Genomic DNA, 14,224 nt, shown 5'->3' with positions numbered 1-14,224 from the left:
TAAATTTATATGTAGGATGTGGCGGACAAACTCCTAAACTTGATATAAACACTATACTTCATCCAAAACCAATGGAGCAAGATTTATATATGACGATGCAACAAATGTTTATCCTATTACAAGAGAAGTACCAACAATAGAATTAAACTTAGGAAAAAATACTAATAAAGGTTAATCAATATTCTACTATTGAAGAGCTAAAAACTGATAGTAAATTACTACAACAAATTATAATAAGTAAGCAAATTAACCGAGATTTAACAGAAGAGGAAATATCGTTGCTTAACATAGGTTTTATTTTACTTTTGCACAAATTTCGAATATAGAAAACGATAAACAAGAATTCTTTGTTGAAAATGACTATAATATAAAAATTTTGACTGACGCCGGTGTTAGTGTGAAAGAATTACTTGCAATGGAACCAAGTCAGCAAGACTTAGTTATTAAAAATAGTTTGCGGGTAAAAATCTTAATTGACGATGGTCTTAGTATAAAAAAATTACTTGCTATGGAAGTAGGTCAGCAGAAACTCTTTATTGAAAATAGTTATAAGGTAAAAAGCTTATCTAAGGCCAGGCTCACTACGAAAGAATTGTTTAATGTGATAACAGGCCAACAAGAATCAGGTAATACCAATGAAAATGATTTAACTCAGTTCAATAATACGGATCACAATGCATTAAAAGTAGAGGTGATAGGTGATGCTACAGAACAAGCTTAGGTGAGCGTGGAATACAATTCAAGTATAATAGAATTCTTGCATAACATAGCTAATAAGGAGAGATCCTTTGGAGACAAATAAGTTATGCAAGCATTCTAATGCTTATGGTCATGGTGGTGGGTATAGAAGCCTAGAGCAGAAAGTGCATTTGAGAATTCAGAGTTAGGAGTTATTTCATTTGGTATTCCGCTGCAACATATGTGACCGTTTAAGTATATCACTTGATCAGAGTTTTTTATTACGGTAAATAAATCATGAGAAATCATAAAAACCGTAATATTTAGCTTTTTACGAATCAAATTAATAAGCTGATAAAATTCTTGTTGGCTTGTTACGTCTAAAGACTGTAACGGTTCATCTAAAATAATTAAGTCGGGATTATTAACTATTGAACATGCAAGAACTACCTTTTGAAACTGCCCTCCTGAGAGCTTAGAAATTTCTTGCTCTTTTATATGTTCCAAATCAATAAATGAGTTAATCTCTTTAATATTGTTATTAAAATTACTCAGTGCTAACAACTCTAAAAATTTTTTTACTGTAATAGGTAAATCAGGGGGTAATCCGAATTTCTGCGGTACATATCCAATTTTTAGTTTGGGATCAATTATAATCTCGCCGCTTGTAGGTTTTTCAAGTCCAAGCATTAATCGTACTATGGTAGTTTTACCTGCACCGTTAGGTCCGATTAAAGTAGTGATATTATTTTTTTTGACAGTGAAACTAACGTTATTTATCGGCAATTTATTACCGAATTTTTTAGATACGTTACGAAACTCGATTATAGGTTTTTGCATGTGTCAGTTCACTTCTGTCATCCTGTGGCTTGACCACAAGATCTAAATACTAAAGTTATTAATGTTTTAAGTTATTTTTCTAGACCCCGTGGTCAAGCCACGGGATGTGACACAGTAGGCAATAAATAGCATTCATTAAATAGAATAAATGCCAATTAGTTCTGCCTCGGCAAGTAAATGTTTTTGCAGGGCTAATACTAAATCTTGCTTGCTAGCATTCTCAGCAAGCTCAAGATAATCATTTAGAGCATATAGTTTAAAAAAATATTTTAATACTACTATCTATTTGTTCTTCTGAAAGCTTAGTCATAGAAGCAGAAATATTATACATTACCCAATGATCCCATATACCGTGTGGCGGTGCTATTTCTACCGGTGCATCCGGATCATCCATTATAAGTGCAAAAGATTTAGTATCTGAAGGAGCATTACTCCATTCTAGATGCATTGAAACATTTTGTCCTTTACAAGTAAATTTATCAGGAATGCGATCATTATGTTTAAATGCCGTACTTGTTATTATGAAAATCATAGGTTGCATAACGTCATTGCGAGCAGCCATAAGCTGCGTGGCAATCTCATGAAATAATAAAATTCCTGCGATTGCTTCGTCGAATTACTGCATAATTCTTCTCGCAATGACGTTTTGTCTATCAATTCACAACTTGCCATTGTCCGTCAGGTTGGCGGCATGCATTACCGTATGCTTTTTGTTGTTTCCCGCCTATTACAACTGTTTGAGTGTACTCACGGCAATATTGACCAGTGCTATTTCTATAAGTTTTATTAGGTGTTACGTAACCGTAATTGCCGTTATCCGGATTACGCCATTCTACGTTACTACCGCTAGGAGCTGTTTCTAAAGCTTTCTGTGAGGTAAGCTCTGCAAGTCTTCTATCCTGCTCATCCATACCTGCACCGATTTGTCCACCAAGAATTGCTCCAAGTAATGCACCTACACCTACTCCAACAAGCTGTCCTTTGCCCTTACCGAATTGAGAACCAAGTAATGCGCCGCCAGCACCGCCAAGAAGTGTTCCTGTACCTTGTTTATTCATACCGCCCGGACCGTTACAGGCTTGTAACATAGAAGCTGCAAGAGCTATAATCATAATTTTAGATAATAGTTTCATATAATTCTCTCTAAATTAATATATAATTAATAAGTATATGGTTTTTAGAATTTTGTAAAGCTAAAACTAGATTCTGTAAACAAAATTTAAATTATTTGTATTTTTAAAATATTATTTTTAATTTACGGAACCTCATTATAATTGAATTTTATATTTTCTTTGTTAAACTACAAAAAATAAATTGGAAAGATTTGTCATGGATACTAATAGCCGTAATCGGTTAATAAAATCGGCATCTTATTTATCGGTTACTACGGCATTAATTATTTTAAGTATAAAATTATATGCTTGGGTTGTTACCGATTCGCAATCAATCCTTGCTTCTTTAATTGATTCAATGCTTGATATAACTTCCTCCTTTATTAATCTAATAGCTTTAAGATTTGCCCTGCAACCACCGGATCATCATCATCGATTCGGGTATGAAAAAATGCAGGATTTAACAATTTTTTCTCAATCGATATTTTTCTTTGCTTCAGCTTTTTTTGTAGGCTTTTCTTCGGTTAAATCTTTATTTGAAAAAACAAAACCGGAGAATATTAGCGACGGTACTACTATAATGTATGTATGTATATTCTTAACAATTATTTTAGTGCTTTACCAAACTTATGTAATTAAAAAAACAGGATCGGAAATAATAAAAGCCGATAAGCTTCATTATTTCACGGACTTACTAACTAATATTATAGTAATTATCTCTATAAATTTAAGTGATTATTTTTGGTTTGTTGACCCATTATTCGGTGTAGTTATTTCGTTATATATATTTCACTCTTCTTATTCTTTATTTAACAAGGCATTTAAAAATTTAGTAGATCATGAATTACCCGAACAAGATAGACAAAAAATTATCTCGATAGTTAATAACCATTTAGGGGCAAAAGGTATGCACGAAATGAAAACTAGATATGCTGGTCAAAAAGCTTTTATCCAGTGCCATCTGGAAATGGACGGCAATATGTCGCTTTATAATGCTCATAAAATTAGCGATGAGATTGCTTTTAAAATATTGCAGGAATTTCCGGAAGCTGAAATAATTATCCACCAAGATCCTTTTGGAATCGAAGAATACGTAAATTACCGTGAATATATTGTTAGATAAAGAAGCTAATTTTAATAATTTTTTCATGGAGCAAGCTTTAAAACAGGCCAAGATTGCTTTTGATAAAAATGAAGTCCCGGTCGGAGCGGTAATTGTAGATAGGTTAAATCAGAAAATTATTGCTAGTACCCATAACAATATGGAAGAAAAAAATAACACTATTTATCATGCTGAAATTATTGCTATTAATGAAGCATGTAATCTTATATCTTCTAAAAATTTAAATGATTATGATATTTACGTTACTTTAGAACCTTGTGCTATGTGTGCGGCAGCTATAGCTCATAGCAGGTTAAAACGTTTATTTTACGGGGTTTCTGATTCTAAGCACGGAGCAGTCGAAAGTAATTTGCGATATTTTAACAGTAGTGCTTGTTTTTATAGACCGGAAATATATAGCGGAATTCTTGCCGAAGATTCGGGGCTATTAATGAAAGAGTTTTTTAAGAAGATAAGAACTGTTATTTCTAGCCACAGAGTGACATAGAGGATTGCAAGAATGACATAAAGAAGTAGGAAAACATGCTAAAACTATTAACCCCATATTATTTTAATAAATTATCAAAGGTTATAATACCTATATTAGCTATATCTACTTGCGTAATGATGATTATAGGTCTTTATTTAGCCCTTATAGTTTCGCCGCTAGATTATCAGCAAGGTGATTTTGTACGCATTATGTATGTTCATGTCCCTGCCTCTTGGATGGCTCTTGGTGTTTATGTTTTCATGGCAGCATGCAGCTTTAGCTATTTAGTATGGAAAACTACTATTAGCTATTTGCTAGCCGTAGCTTCTAGTTATGTTGGGGCTACTTTTACTTTGATTAGTTTAGTAACAGGTTCTTTGTGGGGAAAGCCTATATGGGGGACATGGTGGGTTTGGGATGCAAGACTTACCTCCATGCTCATATTATTTTTATTATATTTAAGCTATATTATTATAGTGAATAGTGCGGATAATATAAGAAAGGCACAAAATCCTTCTTCTATTATTGCTCTTATCGGACTGATTAACATACCGATAGTAAAATTCTCGGTAAATATTTGGTATAGCCTGCATCAGCCTGCTAGTGTTTTAAGGCTAGGGAGTCCAACTATTCACTTTTCAATGCTAAAACCTTTAATTATCATGTTTATTAGTTTTATATTATATTTTCTATTAGTATTACTTTTAAGAACTTCTATATTAATCGACAAAATCAAAAACAGATAATAAAATGACTTATGTTGTAACCGATGAATGTGTAAAATGTAAATATACCGATTGTGTTGAAGTATGTCCTGTAGATTGTTTTTATGAAGGTGAAAGGGAAGATGATTTTATGTTAGTCATTAACCCCGATGAATGTATAGATTGTGGCGTTTGTGTTCCTGATTGTCCTATAGGTGCTATTAAACCTGAATCACCGGGGTTAATAGAATGGGTAGAACGTGCAAAAGATTTTATAGAAAATAAAGGATGGAAAAATATTACCCAAAAAAAACCTGCTTTGCCTGATGCCGATAAATTTAAAGATGAGAAAGATAAGTTTAATAAATACATAGGTTCTATGAAGGTTTCTAATTGATTTGTTATTGTGAGATATTTTGAAGCGAAAATTATAAGCTTTTTGAAGTAATCCTATTTCAAAAAAATCTTATAATTTGTAGCAAAAAATAGCAAAAATTAAATCTTTTAGAAATCTTCATAGAACCTAAAATAACATGAATTAACTATATGATGTGTTTATTTTGTCACAAAACTTAATAAAAGCTTTATTATATGAATCTAATTGCCGATTAAATATAGAACTAAAAAATATAATATGTTATATATGCCATTTAAGATAATGTTTAATTATTTAATTTGAGGTGCTAATCATGAAAAAATTACTTTTAATAGCTGCTACAAGTGCAACAATTTTATCTTCTAGCGTATCATTTGCCGAGGGCATGGATAATGAGTGGTATTTAAGAATAGATACCGGTGCAACAATGTTTAATGGAGAAAAAGATAAGGCAACCGGTGTTAAATTAAAATCTAATACAACTGTTCCAGTTGATTTAGGTATCGGTTATTATATTTCTGAAAACTTTAGAGCCGATTTAACTTTAGGTACTATAATCGGTGGAAAGTTAAAGAAATCCGGAGCTGCGACTAATGCACCTTTTACCGGTACTAATGTTTCAGTAAGCCATAAACCTACTATTACACGTTTACTTATTAACGGTTATGTAGATTTAACTAATTTTGATATGTTCGATGTTTTTGCTGGTGCCGGTGTTGGTCCTGCATTAGTTAAAGAAAAAATTACATATAATGGGATAACTGGTCTTTCATCTAACACTAAAAACAGAACTAATATTTCTTACAAGCTAACTTTAGGTACTTCTGCACAAATTGCCGACGGTGTTAAAGTAGAACTAGCTTATAGCTGGATAGATGATGGTAGAACAAAAAGTAAGAATGTAATTTACCAAGGAACAAGTGTACCAACCGGTGGTGTACGTTATCAAAGCCACAACTTAACAGCCGGTATAAGATTTGATATATAATTAACAAGAATATATTAATAGTTTTAGGTAATAACCTAAAATCATCCCGTGGCTTAACCACGGGATCCAGTCTTTTGTTGTATTTCTAGATACCGTGGTTAAGCTACGGAGTGACATTAGATGACAACTCAGAAATGTTACTTAAAACTTATTTTTTATCGAATTTAGGTAAAAATTGTAAAATTATTATCTAATATCGTTTTTACTAACAACTAATAAAATTTAAAGGAAAAATTTAACAATATGAAAAAATTACTTTTAATAGCAGCTGCAAGCACCGCACTTTTAACTTCCGGTCTTTCATTTGCTGATTGCGATATGAATTCTTCTGTAGATTCATCTACTAATTCATCGATGTCATCATCTGTAGAAAATCAATGGTATTTAAAACTTAATGCCGGCGGTGTGATTTTTAACAAAACAAAACCTAAAGGAGCAGATTTTGAGTTAAAGTCTAATACAGGATTTACAGGTGAGATCGGTGTGGGTTACTATATCATGGATAATCTAAGAACCGATTTAACAATTGGAGCGGTAGCAAGTAGTCATTTAAAGAAATCAAAAACTTATCCATACGGTAATTCTTCCTCAGTAAAAAATAAACCTACTATTGTAAGTTTATTACTTAACGGTTATGTTGATTTCGTCGATTTAAGCATGTTTAAAGTATTTGCAGGTGCAGGTGTTGGTGCTGCTTTTGTAAAGGAAAAAATTAACGCTAAAGATATTAAAGGTGGTGTAACTAACACTTTCAATGGTACTACGAAAAACAACACTAACTTTGCTTATCAATTATCTTTAGGAACTTCATTTGAAGTTGCACAAGGTGTAAAAGCTGAACTAGTTTATAGCTGGAGAGATTACGGTAAAACAAAAAATACCACCAAAACTATTGACGGGAATAAAGTTAAATTTGGCGGAACCCATTATAAAGGTCATAACTTAATGGCAGGATTAAGATTTGATATGTAATTAGTCTCTTTTTACAAGCTATTAACACGAAAAAGGAGTCTTTTAATAAAGACTCCTTTTTTTGTTTGTGTGCCTTGGTATTGCCTACGTGGATACTGAGACGTCATGAGCTAAGCGACTGCAAGGTATTATCGCATGATTCAGCTTTTTCGTCATTGCGAGGAAAATTACGAAGTAATTGACGAAGCAATCCAGTAAAAAATTCTGATTTACAGCATTTTTATTATTTTCTCTAGATCCTACGGTTGCGGAGTTGTTGTATGGTGCGAAAAGAGCCCGTACGATGTCATTCCCGCGGAAGCGGGAATCCAGTAAAACATAAAAAAACAAGTTTTTTATATGTTTAGTTTACCAAATCTGTAACTTCTATATCAATATTGAAGTTATTTTTCTGGATTCCCGCTTCCGCGGGAATGACATAAACTGAGCCAGGCAACAACACCTACAAGTTTGCGGAGTTATGGTCGAGATGGCATTGATATTCATGCCAACAAACTCTTAATCTAAAGACTCTTTTTTCCTTTATAAAACGTTACGTTCATTTGATGTATTGCTGTAAAGCCTAAATAAATTTTAATACGTTCTAGAATAATATCTTGATAGTAAGGTAATTTTGCTGCAGTAGCATTATCTTCAGCTTGTATAAACAGCGTATTAATCTTTTGTTTTTTATAAGTATAGGTGGTGATTTTTAAAGGTAATGCTTTAGTGCTGAAGTTAAACCCGACTATTTTATTCCAGTTAATCATGATTTCAGGCAGCAATGGATGTTGTTTGGCAAATATACGTCTAACTATTTTATCGATATCCTCTTTAATTAGCTTCATTTTAATAAACTCTGCACTGTTAAAGTTATGACGGCTAAAGCAAGCATTATAGATATTACGGGAAAATGTAAAGATGTAACCGATATGATCATTAAACATATATTACAAACTGCTATAATCGATACTACTTGTTTATGAGATTTACCTTTTTGTACTGCTTTTTGAAAAAAATGCTTTAAATGAGGCTGCCAAATTTTTTCTTTATTGAGTAGCCGAATTAATATGGTTAGCACTGCATCAGTGATGTAATATAAGCTAGCAATAGCACAAGCTATAAATAAATTAGTGCTTGTAAGAGCAAGCAGGAGCAAACAAAGACCCGTTAAGAATCCAAGACTAATACTTCCCACGTCTCCTAAAAATATTTTGGCCGGATGCCAATTAAATATTAAAAAACCACAAGAACAACCAAGAATAATAATATTTACACTAGCTATAAAATATGGATTATTAATAGCCGGAAATTGTAAAAAACATAATATAAGCATAGTGCTAGATAGATGGATAGATTCCACACAACTCATACCGTCTATACCGTCCATAAAATTATATATATTAATAAAACCGCTTAAAGCTATAACTAAAATAGAATATATTAGTATATGTACAGAGTTTAGCTGCGAAAAAAGAAAAATAGCAAAAGCTGCACAAATTAAGTGGACTATTAAACGAATTAGAATAGGTACGGCTTTTAAGTCATCTAAAAAGGAAATCGAAGCAATTGCCAATAATAACGGTAGTATTTTTATTGAATTAACAAAGTTATTGCTCGTTATATATTCAAACCCGCTCAAAGTAATCATTACAACAACTACAATAGCAAGACCGCCGCCGCGCGGTGTTATCTTATCATGAGAACGACGGTTACTTGGTATATCAACTAAACCGATAGTAGGAAGATATTTAGTTAATATATATGTTAATATAGCGGTGGATATAAAAGAAAAAATAAATAATGTGCTGTAGCTATTTATATTCATAGGAACATATTAGATTTAAAACTATAATATTTACGGTTTGGCATGTCTCTACTATCTTATTTGTCATATGAATGTCGGCTTTTGCAGGTTCAGGGCTACCGCTTGGATGATGATGCACAAGTATAAGGCTGCTTGCTTCGTTAAATAAAGCGCGTTTAATTATCTCACGTGGATATACCGCAGCTTGGTCTATAGTTCCTTGACTTAAAACCTCATCAGCAATTAAAATATTTTTCTTATTCAAAAATAATATACGAAATTGCTCGAGTCGCATATTGCCCATATTAACTTTTAAATAATCAATCCAAGAACTCCAAGAAGCACTAATATTTTTATTTATTATTTTTTGTTTCAATACTCTAATTTATCAGTTCACGTATTAGAGCAAAATTGATATATAAATTTTCATTGGTGCCTTTAATACTAAGTAGCCTTTCCTTATCAAGGTTAATTAAATCCGTAATATCAAAATGATCAAGTAATTTTTTAGCAAGTTTTAGCAAGAGGTTTTATGTCTTTACGAGGGATAGCCGAAAATAACATTACTTCAAGTAATTCGTAATCAGAAAAATGTTCTGCTCCAGCGGCAACGAAGTATTCTTTTTCTCTTTTACGGTAACCTATATAATGAGGCGTATCTATTTCATCATTACTAAATTCTAACAAATTATTTTCTAACATTCTTTATGTTTATTCAAATTATAAATAAGTAAAATGTTGCTGATGTTATTCCTAGCTAAAAGCGGGAATCCAGTAATCTTTAATGTCATCCTAGCTAACTTGATCGTGGGATCTAGTCTTTTTCAATGCTTTTTGGATCCCATGGTCAAGCCACGGGATGATACCAAGTGCGTTTTTCGATCCACGCAACAATGTCCCGCGGGAATGACATAGAAGCCATACAACAAAATCAATTTTTACCCTACAGTTTAGTATGGAGGATAATCAAGTTTTTTAGGTGATAACGTAAATATTTCAAAACCATCTTTAGTCACGCCTATAGTATGCTCAAATTGAGCCGATAATGATTTATCACGTGTAGTAACTGTCCATCCATCTAGTTTACTTAATATAGTGTCATAATTACCAGCATTTATCATAGGTTCAACGGTGAAAAACATCCCTTCTTCTAACGTTAGACCCGTGCCGCTGCGACCGTAATTTAATATTGATGGTTCGTCATGAAAAACTCTTCCGATACCGTGACCCGTATAATTTCTAACCACAGAATAATTATGTTTCTCGGCATAGCTTTGAATAGCATGTCCGATATCACCGAGTTTAGCACCGGGTCTAACTACTTCAATCCCTTTCATCATTGCATCATAAGTGACTTGAATAAGACGCTTTGGCTTAATTGCTACGTCACCGACATAATACATACGGCTAGTATCACCGTACCAACCGTCTAAAATTACCGTAACATCAATATTTACTATATCACCGTTTTTTAACGGTTTATCGTTTGGAATGCCGTGACAAACCACATGATTTATAGAAGTACAAATCGATTTCGGAAAGCCTTTGTAATTTAACGGTGCAGGAACGGCATTATGAGAAGTAATAAAATTATGACAAAGGCCATTTAAATTATTAGTAGTGACGTTCGGTTTTACGTGGTCAGTAATAAAATCGAGCGTCTCTGCAGCTAATTTTCCTGCTGCCCGCATCTTTATGAAATCTTTTTCCGTGTGGATTTTTATGGTCATGAATTTTGGTTATCTTTCCTTCAAGTAAAAAAATATATTTTTCATAATACAAAATGGTTCTTTTAATGTAAATAACTTATCCTATTATTGAGAAGTGCTGCTATGTTAATTGATTTAGGTTTTGGATATTATATAATTGCTAATATAATTATTATTTAACATAATGGGTGTAGTTAGGTTATTATTTGCTCTTTCTGTTGTGGCTGCACATTCAACTTCTCATCTATTTCTTAAATTTATAGGTGCAACAATTGCAGTACAATCTTTTTTCATGATTTCCGGCTTTTATATGGCTATGATTCAGAGCAATTATACAAGCAAAATAAAATTTTGGAAAAGTAGATATTTAAGGCTTTATTCTACTTATATCTTTTGTATTTTAGTTACTTTCTTCTTGCAGCAAAAATTTTCTTTTTTAAGGCAATTGTGTAATCTCCCATTTCCGGCTGTTTTTTTAATTTTTACAAATCTAACAATGTTGTTGCAAGATGTAACAATGTTTATTAGCATTAATAATAATACAGTACATTTTACAAAATACTTTATTGACTCCATGCCTCCTCTTTATCAATTTTTGTTGATACCTCCTGGTTGATCAATTGGGTTAGAAATTTCTTTTTATTTAATAGCACCTTGGATTCTAAAAAAGAAAAATATCTATATTTTATCCATAATTTGTATATCTTTAATTACTAGAATTATTCTTCAGTTTAATGGATTTATAGGAGATTCTTGGTTTTATAGATTCTTTCCTTCTGCACTTGCAGTTTTCTTAATTGGTAGTCAAGCATTTTATATTTATTCTAATCAAGAAATAAACGAAAAAAAGTCTTGGCTTAGTCAATTACTCTATTTATATATTATTTAATAATTATTACTTTTCCATTTATCCCAATAGAGCCTCAACTAAAAAATTACTTTTTTATTGTTTATTTGCTCTATCTTTAGGAAAAATATTTGACTTAACCAAAGATAATAAGTTAGACAAATTAATTGCTTTACTCTCTTACCCAATATATTGTTGTCATTTAATTGTCTTGTATAATATATTACCTGCTATTTCATATTGGACTGATAATGGGACATTTCTTAATACGTTGGTTACTTTTATAACAGTAATAATTATTTCTTTATTGAAAAGCCTATAGAGTATTATAGAAAAAGATATAAAACTCATAATTTAGCTTAATATTTAAAACTATGCTATATTACATAAATAAAATTCTTGCAAACAATAAGGTACAAGCGGTTATCTTAGGGATAATCGGGCTTGGGATTGTTACTGTTCTCACGTCATATAATATAGACGATCCGTCTTTTAACTCGGTCACAACAGAGTACCATAGTAATTTAGTCGGAATTTTTGGCTCTTATTTATCGGATTGTTTATATCAATTTTTTGGGTTGGCTGCTTTTATCATACCGCTTGCTTGCTTTGTTTGGGGGAGAAATTGTTGGTATGGAAGATATCGCGGCTCATTTATCCGTATGTTTGTAATGTTGCTTGCTCTCGTTAGCAGTAGCACATTATTATCTAAGATTAAGCTAGAATTCATACCGGCAAATGCAGGTGGAGCTATTGGAATAATAGCTTCTAATTTTTTTGAGCAATTTACAAATCAACTATACTTATTATTAATATTTTTTACCTTTATTATATTAGTTGTTTTATTTGAAATTCAATTTACTTCTTTAAGTAATTTTATTATTAAGCTAGGTAAATTTTTAGTCTATTGGATACAATCTTTTTTACATAATGTATTTTCACGATTGTCGTCGATAAGATTATTTCCTACTAAAAACAATGATAAGATAAATATAACTTCTTCTTATCAAAAGCCTGTAAGTGAAAAAGTAAAATTCCCTGAAGAAGTGAGATCCGTACCTGTAAATCCTATAAAATTCTTTAGCAAACCTGTTAGCCCTAAAATATCTCAAAGCGAAATAGCAGAATTGCCGCCTATTTCGTTATTACGTGATCCTGAAAACCATCATGTAAAAGGAGCTTCTTCCTCAGAGCTTAAACAAAAGGCTGAAGAGTTATTAACCGTGCTGAATGATTTTGGAGTTAAAGGGCAGATAATTAATATCAATCAAGGACCGGTGGTAACTCAATATGAATTTGAGCCGGCAGCAGGCACGAAAACATCAAGGGTAGTAGGATTATCTGACGATATAGCACGCTCACTATCTGCTTTATCAACAAGGATAGCAGTCATACCTGGCAAAAACGTACTTGGTATTGAGCTTCCTAATAAGCAGCGTGAGTTCTTTTGCTTAAAAGAACTTATAGAGACCCCAGAATACCAAGACAAATCAACTTTATTGCCGTTAGTCTTGGGTAAAGATTTAGCAGGTAAGCCGCTGATTGCCGATCTTGCTAAAATGCCTCATTTATTAGTAGCAGGAACCACCGGCTCAGGTAAATCCGTCGGTATTAATGCGATGATTGTATCGCTCTTATACCGCTATACGCCCGAAGAATGTCGCTTTATCATGATTGATCCGAAAATGCTTGAATTATCGGCTTATGATGGAATACCGCATTTGCTAACTCCCGTGGTAACCGAGCCTTCTAAAGCGGTAGTTGCTCTTAAATGGGCAGTTAAGGAAATGGAAAACCGTTATAGAATGATGAGCAATATCGGTGTTAAGAATATCGCAGGTTATAATGCAAAAATCTTAGAAGCGGTTAAAGAGAATAAGGTAATTGAGCGTTCGATTCAAACTGGTTTTGACCCTGAAACAGGTAAGCCTATTTACGAAACCGTTACAATGAACATGGAAAAACTACCTTACATAGTGGTTATCGTTGATGAGATGGCTGATTTAATGCTAGTTGCCGGTAAGGATATTGAAATGCTGATTCAAAGGCTTGCTCAGATGGCAAGAGCGGCAGGCATCCATATTATTATGGCAACGCAAAGACCTTCTGTAGACGTTATTACTGGTGTCATTAAAGCCAATTTTCCAAGTCGTATTAGTTTTAAAGTTACCTCTAAGATCGATAGTCGAACGATTTTAGGAGAGCAAGGCTCTGAGCAGTTACTCGGTATGGGTGATATGCTATTTATGGGGAGTACTTCCAAGATAAGTAGGGTACATGGACCGTTTGTTAATGAAGCCGAAATTGAGCAAGTTACGGAATATTTGAAAGAGAGCGGTACGCCTGAATATATCTCTGCCGTTATCGAGCAACCTGAAGAAGACGATAGTAGCATTGATATCGGTGACGGCACCTCTGATGAAGTGCTTTACAAAAAAGCTGTGCAGATAGTGCGTGACGAACGCAAATCTTCCATTAGCTATATCCAAAGGTCGCTTAGAATTGGCTATAACAAAGCTGCCAACTTAGTTGAGAAGATGGAGAAAGAGGGAATAGTCTCACCACCGAATCATACAGGTAAAAGAGAGATATTATTGCCTGAGAGGTAGGGTGTTGTTGC

Annotated in this window: 15 protein-coding genes and 2 pseudogenes; 9 read left to right on the top strand and 8 right to left on the bottom strand. The window is 32.9% G+C overall.

Annotation, left to right across the window (positions count from 1 at the left end):
* Positions 1–376: 376 nt before the first annotated feature.
* Positions 377–721, top strand: coding sequence for a hypothetical protein (locus ACPKKV_RS00865; protein WP_392505722.1), 345 nt, complete (start codon positions 377–379; stop codon positions 719–721).
* A 95-nt stretch (positions 722–816) separates the two neighbouring features.
* Here ACPKKV_RS00865 and ACPKKV_RS00860 read toward each other — a convergent pair whose 3' ends face one another.
* The 3 genes and pseudogenes from ACPKKV_RS00860 to ACPKKV_RS00850 form a co-directional block, all read right to left on the bottom strand.
* The gene (locus ACPKKV_RS00860; RefSeq protein ID WP_392505721.1) at positions 817–1,518 is read right to left on the bottom strand and encodes an ATP-binding cassette domain-containing protein; all 702 of its coding nucleotides are present in this window, start codon (positions 1,516–1,518) and stop codon (positions 817–819) included.
* Between the two features lie 135 nt (positions 1,519–1,653).
* Positions 1,654–2,050: pseudogene (locus ACPKKV_RS00855) on the bottom strand (YbhB/YbcL family Raf kinase inhibitor-like protein).
* Positions 2,051–2,171: 121 nt separating this feature from the next.
* On the bottom strand, positions 2,172–2,651 hold the full coding sequence (locus ACPKKV_RS00850) for an RT0821/Lpp0805 family surface protein (RefSeq protein ID WP_392505720.1): 480 nt from the start codon (positions 2,649–2,651) through the stop codon (positions 2,172–2,174).
* Between the two features lie 196 nt (positions 2,652–2,847).
* On the opposite strand from ACPKKV_RS00850, the gene ACPKKV_RS00845 reads away from it, so the two are divergent.
* From ACPKKV_RS00845 to ACPKKV_RS00820, 6 genes are all read left to right on the top strand, one after another.
* The gene (locus ACPKKV_RS00845) at positions 2,848–3,753 is read left to right on the top strand and encodes a cation diffusion facilitator family transporter (protein WP_392505719.1); all 906 of its coding nucleotides are present in this window, start codon (positions 2,848–2,850) and stop codon (positions 3,751–3,753) included.
* Positions 3,734–4,240: a nucleoside deaminase gene (locus ACPKKV_RS00840; RefSeq protein ID WP_392505718.1), complete on the top strand. Its 507-nt coding sequence runs from the start codon at positions 3,734–3,736 to the stop codon at positions 4,238–4,240. The genes ACPKKV_RS00845 and ACPKKV_RS00840 overlap by 20 nt, the downstream gene beginning before the upstream one ends.
* Before the next feature lie 35 nt (positions 4,241–4,275).
* Entirely contained in the window at positions 4,276–4,968 is a 693-nt protein-coding gene (locus tag ACPKKV_RS00835; RefSeq protein ID WP_392505717.1) for a heme ABC transporter permease, read from the top strand.
* 4 nt (positions 4,969–4,972) lie between these two features.
* Positions 4,973–5,323 carry a ferredoxin family protein gene (locus ACPKKV_RS00830; RefSeq protein ID WP_392505716.1) on the top strand — a complete coding sequence of 117 codons (351 nt, stop codon included), beginning with the start codon at positions 4,973–4,975 and terminating at the stop codon, positions 5,321–5,323.
* A gap of 292 nt (positions 5,324–5,615) precedes the next feature.
* Positions 5,616–6,290: an adhesin Adr gene (locus ACPKKV_RS00825; RefSeq protein ID WP_392505715.1), complete on the top strand. Its 675-nt coding sequence runs from the start codon at positions 5,616–5,618 to the stop codon at positions 6,288–6,290.
* Between the two features lie 243 nt (positions 6,291–6,533).
* Entirely contained in the window at positions 6,534–7,262 is a 729-nt protein-coding gene (locus tag ACPKKV_RS00820) for an outer membrane protein (RefSeq protein WP_392505713.1), read from the top strand.
* A 503-nt stretch (positions 7,263–7,765) separates the two neighbouring features.
* Here the strand turns inward: ACPKKV_RS00820 and ACPKKV_RS00815 are convergent.
* The 5 genes and pseudogenes from ACPKKV_RS00815 to map all read right to left on the bottom strand — a co-directional run bounded on the left by ACPKKV_RS00815 (position 7,766) and on the right by map (position 10,778).
* Positions 7,766–8,089, bottom strand: coding sequence for a DciA family protein (locus ACPKKV_RS00815; RefSeq protein WP_392505712.1), 324 nt, complete (start codon positions 8,087–8,089; stop codon positions 7,766–7,768).
* The gene (locus tag ACPKKV_RS00810; protein WP_392505711.1) at positions 8,086–9,069 is read right to left on the bottom strand and encodes an MraY family glycosyltransferase; all 984 of its coding nucleotides are present in this window, start codon (positions 9,067–9,069) and stop codon (positions 8,086–8,088) included. The genes ACPKKV_RS00815 and ACPKKV_RS00810 overlap by 4 nt, the downstream gene beginning before the upstream one ends.
* Positions 9,056–9,424 carry a JAB domain-containing protein gene (locus ACPKKV_RS00805; RefSeq protein WP_392505710.1) on the bottom strand — a complete coding sequence of 123 codons (369 nt, stop codon included), beginning with the start codon at positions 9,422–9,424 and terminating at the stop codon, positions 9,056–9,058. Before ACPKKV_RS00805 ends, ACPKKV_RS00810 begins: the two co-directional genes overlap by 14 nt.
* Positions 9,425–9,428: 4 nt before the next feature.
* Positions 9,429–9,750, bottom strand: a pseudogene (locus ACPKKV_RS00800) (DNA repair protein).
* 248 nt (positions 9,751–9,998) lie between these two features.
* Positions 9,999–10,778: a type I methionyl aminopeptidase gene (gene map / locus ACPKKV_RS00795; protein ID WP_392505708.1), complete on the bottom strand. Its 780-nt coding sequence runs from the start codon at positions 10,776–10,778 to the stop codon at positions 9,999–10,001.
* A gap of 163 nt (positions 10,779–10,941) precedes the next feature.
* On the opposite strand from map, the gene ACPKKV_RS00790 reads away from it, so the two are divergent.
* Together ACPKKV_RS00790 and ACPKKV_RS00785 are read left to right on the top strand one after the other, a co-directional pair.
* Positions 10,942–11,373 (top strand): acyltransferase family protein, encoded by a 432-nt coding sequence (locus ACPKKV_RS00790; RefSeq protein WP_392505707.1) that lies wholly within the window; start codon positions 10,942–10,944, stop codon positions 11,371–11,373.
* Between the two features lie 605 nt (positions 11,374–11,978).
* Positions 11,979–14,213: a DNA translocase FtsK gene (locus ACPKKV_RS00785; protein ID WP_392505706.1), complete on the top strand. Its 2,235-nt coding sequence runs from the start codon at positions 11,979–11,981 to the stop codon at positions 14,211–14,213.
* The last annotated feature ends 11 nt before the right edge of the window (positions 14,214–14,224 follow it).

Source organism: Rickettsia finnyi, assembly GCF_049668125.1.
Classification (GTDB): domain Bacteria; phylum Pseudomonadota; class Alphaproteobacteria; order Rickettsiales; family Rickettsiaceae; genus Rickettsia; species Rickettsia kotlanii.
The sequence above is the reverse complement of the archived record's forward strand: the minus strand, read 5'-3'. Positions and strand labels throughout refer to the sequence as shown.

What these genes read in the sequence shown, in the direction of transcription:
- ACPKKV_RS00860 (WP_392505721.1), bottom strand. Translation starts at nt 1,518, where the DNA reads ATGCAAAAACCTATAATCGAGTTTCGTAACGTATCTAAAAAATTCGGT.
- ACPKKV_RS00850 (WP_392505720.1), bottom strand. Translation starts at nt 2,651, where the DNA reads ATGAAACTATTATCTAAAATTATGATTATAGCTCTTGCAGCTTCTATG.
- ACPKKV_RS00845 (WP_392505719.1), top strand. Translation starts at nt 2,848, where the DNA reads ATGGATACTAATAGCCGTAATCGGTTAATAAAATCGGCATCTTATTTA.
- ACPKKV_RS00835 (WP_392505717.1), top strand. Translation starts at nt 4,276, where the DNA reads ATGCTAAAACTATTAACCCCATATTATTTTAATAAATTATCAAAGGTT.
- ACPKKV_RS00830 (WP_392505716.1), top strand. Translation starts at nt 4,973, where the DNA reads ATGACTTATGTTGTAACCGATGAATGTGTAAAATGTAAATATACCGAT.
- ACPKKV_RS00825 (WP_392505715.1), top strand. Translation starts at nt 5,616, where the DNA reads ATGAAAAAATTACTTTTAATAGCTGCTACAAGTGCAACAATTTTATCT.
- ACPKKV_RS00820 (WP_392505713.1), top strand. Translation starts at nt 6,534, where the DNA reads ATGAAAAAATTACTTTTAATAGCAGCTGCAAGCACCGCACTTTTAACT.
- ACPKKV_RS00815 (WP_392505712.1), bottom strand. Translation starts at nt 8,089, where the DNA reads ATGAAGCTAATTAAAGAGGATATCGATAAAATAGTTAGACGTATATTT.
- ACPKKV_RS00810 (WP_392505711.1), bottom strand. Translation starts at nt 9,069, where the DNA reads ATGAATATAAATAGCTACAGCACATTATTTATTTTTTCTTTTATATCC.
- map (WP_392505708.1), bottom strand. Translation starts at nt 10,778, where the DNA reads ATGACCATAAAAATCCACACGGAAAAAGATTTCATAAAGATGCGGGCA.
- ACPKKV_RS00790 (WP_392505707.1), top strand. Translation starts at nt 10,942, where the DNA reads ATGGGTGTAGTTAGGTTATTATTTGCTCTTTCTGTTGTGGCTGCACAT.
- ACPKKV_RS00785 (WP_392505706.1), top strand. Translation starts at nt 11,979, where the DNA reads ATGCTATATTACATAAATAAAATTCTTGCAAACAATAAGGTACAAGCG.